The sequence below is a fragment of the Lonsdalea britannica genome (assembly GCF_946477055.1).
Lineage (GTDB): Bacteria > Pseudomonadota > Gammaproteobacteria > Enterobacterales > Enterobacteriaceae > Lonsdalea > Lonsdalea britannica_A.
In genome coordinates this window covers 1-2,509 of sequence record NZ_CAMKXG010000380.1, presented here as the reverse complement: position 1 = coordinate 2,509, position 2,509 = coordinate 1, and the positions used below count along the sequence as shown (strand labels likewise).

The window sequence follows — 2,509 nt, the reverse complement described above, 5'->3', positions numbered from 1 at the left end:
GATGAAACGCTGGAACGCATGAAGCGTGAAATCGGCGAGCTGGAAAATAAACTGACCGAAACCCGCGCCCGTCAGAAAGCGCTGACGCTGCGTCATCAGGCCGCCAGCTCTTCGCGCGATATTCGCCGTCAGCTGGATAGCGGCAAACTGGATGAGGCGCTGGCGCGCTTTGAGCAGTTCGAGCGCCGCATCGACTCCATCGAAGCGGAGGGTGAAAGCGTGGGTCTGGGCAAACAGAAAACGCTGGACCAGCAGTTCACCGAACTGAAAGCGAACGATGAAATTGACGCGCAGCTGGCGGCGTTGAAAGCTAAAGTAAAACCTGCGGAGTAACCGCTACGGGCTGTCGCCATCGGCGGCAGCCTGAGATACGCATCATGATTATTAAGGAGAGAAAATGGGCGCCTTGGTTCTGACGATGATACCGCTGACCATTTTTCTGCTATTCGTCGCTCCGCTTTGGCTTTGGCTGCATTACAGTCAGCGAAAAAACCGTGCTCAGTTGGGAACGGCGGATATGCAGCGGCTGCACACATTGACGCAAGATGCACAGCGTATGCGAGAACGTATTGAAACGCTGGAAGAGATTCTGGATGCGAAACATCCGAACTGGAGACAATCCTGATGAAACTGAACCGGAGTTTTAAAAAGCTGTATCTGATGCCGGAAGAGGGCATGATCAAAGGCGTTTGCGCCGGACTGGCCCACTATTTCGACGTGCCGGTGAAGCTGATCCGCCTGATTGCCGTGCTGTCGATCTTTTTCGGCCTGTTCTTCTTCACCGTGGTGGCGTACATCGTGCTGAGCTTTATTCTGGAGCCGGCGCCGCCTGACGCTTACGGGACGCCAGACGCGTCTCCCAACCAACTGTTGGATCAGGCGGACGCGCAGCTGATGGAGAGCGAACGTCGTCTGCGTGATATCGAGCGCTACATCACCTCTGACACTTACGGCGTCCGCAGTCAGTTCCGCCAGATGTAATTTCCCCCAGCCACGGTCAAGCCCGCGCCGACACCGTGGCACGTCTGTTACCCCGGCACGTGCGCTTTCGCATTTTGCCATCGGGCACCATAATAGCGTTTACCTACCATCACCCTCTGAAACGACACACAGGGAAAGGAGAGTCATGGCTAATCCCCTCAATCGACTGCAGCAGGACATCGGCGCGCTGATGAATCGCGGCGTCGATCGTCATCTGCGTCTGGCCGTCACCGGCCTGAGCCGCAGCGGTAAAACGGCATTTATCACCGCGCTGGTCAATCAACTGTTGTCGGTACACAACGGCGCGCGTTTGCCGCTGTTCACGCCCGTCCGGGAAAACCGGCTGTTGGGCGCGCGGCGCATTCCTCAGCGTGACCTGGGCGTCCCGCGCTTCGCCTACGACGAAGGCATGGCCTCGCTGTACGGCGAGCCTCCCGACTGGCCGACGCCGACGCGCGGAGTGAGTGAAATCCGGCTGGCGCTGCGTTACCGCTCCAATGATTCGTTGCTGCGGCATTTCAAAGACAACTCCACGCTGTATCTGGAAATCGTCGATTATCCGGGGGAGTGGCTGTTAGATCTGCCGATGCTGGAGCAGCGCTATCTGGACTGGTCCCATCAAATGAGCGGGTTGTTGCAGGGGGAACGGCTGACGTGGGCGCAGCCCTGGCTGACGCTGTGCGAACAGCTGGACCCGCTGGCACCCGCGGATGAAAACCAACTGGCGGCGGTGGCTCAGGCCTACACGGATTATCTGCTGCGCTGCAAACGGGAAGGCCTGCACTTTATTCAGCCGGGTCGACTGGTGCTGCCCGGCGATCTGGCGGGGGCGCCGGTACTGCAATTCTTCCCCTGGCCGCTGAACCGCGATGGACAAGAGTCCGCGCTGGCGCAGGCTGACGCCTCGACCAACATCGGTATGTTGCGTCAGCGTTTTGACTACTACTGCCAGCACGTGGTGAAAGGTTTTTATAAGCAGCACTTTGTTCGCTTCGACCGCCAGATTGTGCTGGTGGATTGCCTTCAACCGTTGAACAGCGGCGTTCAGGCTTTTAACGATATGCGACTGGCGCTGACGCAGCTGATGCAGAGCTTTCATTACGGCAAACGTACGCTGTTTCGCCGCTTGTTCTCTCCCTGCATCGACAAACTGATGTTTGCAGCGACCAAGGCGGATCACATCACCACCGATCAGCATGCCAATCTGGTGTCGCTGTTGCAGCAGTTGGTGCAGGATGCCTGGCAAAACGCGGCGTTTGAGGGTATCAGCATGGAATGTGCCGGGATCGCCTCTGTTCAGGCCACGCAAAGCGGTCTGGTCGACCACCAAGGGCAGAAAATCCCGGCGCTGAAAGGCCATCGATTAAGCGATGGCGAGCCGCTGACGGTCTATCCCGGCGAGGTGCCGTCACGCCTGCCGGGACCGGCATTCTGGCGGGAGCAAGGATTCCATTTCGATGCGTTTCGACCGCCGGAGATGAGCATCGATACACCGCTGCCGCATATTCGCCTGGATACGGTGATGGAC

General features: G+C 58.3%; 4 protein-coding genes. All 4 read left to right on the top strand.

Going from position 1 to position 2,509, the window contains the following annotated elements:
- A partial coding sequence (locus Q7O77_RS16935) for a PspA/IM30 family protein (protein WP_304169933.1) occupies nt 1–333 on the top strand: 333 nt, incomplete at its 5' end.
- Between the two features lie 64 nt (nt 334–397).
- The gene (gene pspB / locus Q7O77_RS16930; protein WP_085651870.1) at nt 398–625 is read left to right on the top strand and encodes an envelope stress response membrane protein PspB; all 228 of its coding nucleotides are present in this window, start codon (nt 398–400) and stop codon (nt 623–625) included.
- Nucleotides 625–981, top strand: a complete 357-nt coding sequence (gene pspC / locus Q7O77_RS16925; protein WP_304169930.1) for an envelope stress response membrane protein PspC — start codon at nt 625–627, stop codon at nt 979–981. Before pspB ends, pspC begins: the two co-directional genes overlap by 1 nt.
- A 145-nt stretch (nt 982–1,126) precedes the next feature.
- On the top strand, nt 1,127–2,509 hold a 1,383-nt coding region (locus tag Q7O77_RS16920), incomplete at its 3' end, for a YcjX family protein (RefSeq protein ID WP_304169928.1).

What these genes read in the sequence shown, in the direction of transcription:
- pspB (WP_085651870.1), top strand. Translation starts at nt 398, where the DNA reads ATGGGCGCCTTGGTTCTGACGATGATACCGCTGACCATTTTTCTGCTA.
- pspC (WP_304169930.1), top strand. Translation starts at nt 625, where the DNA reads ATGAAACTGAACCGGAGTTTTAAAAAGCTGTATCTGATGCCGGAAGAG.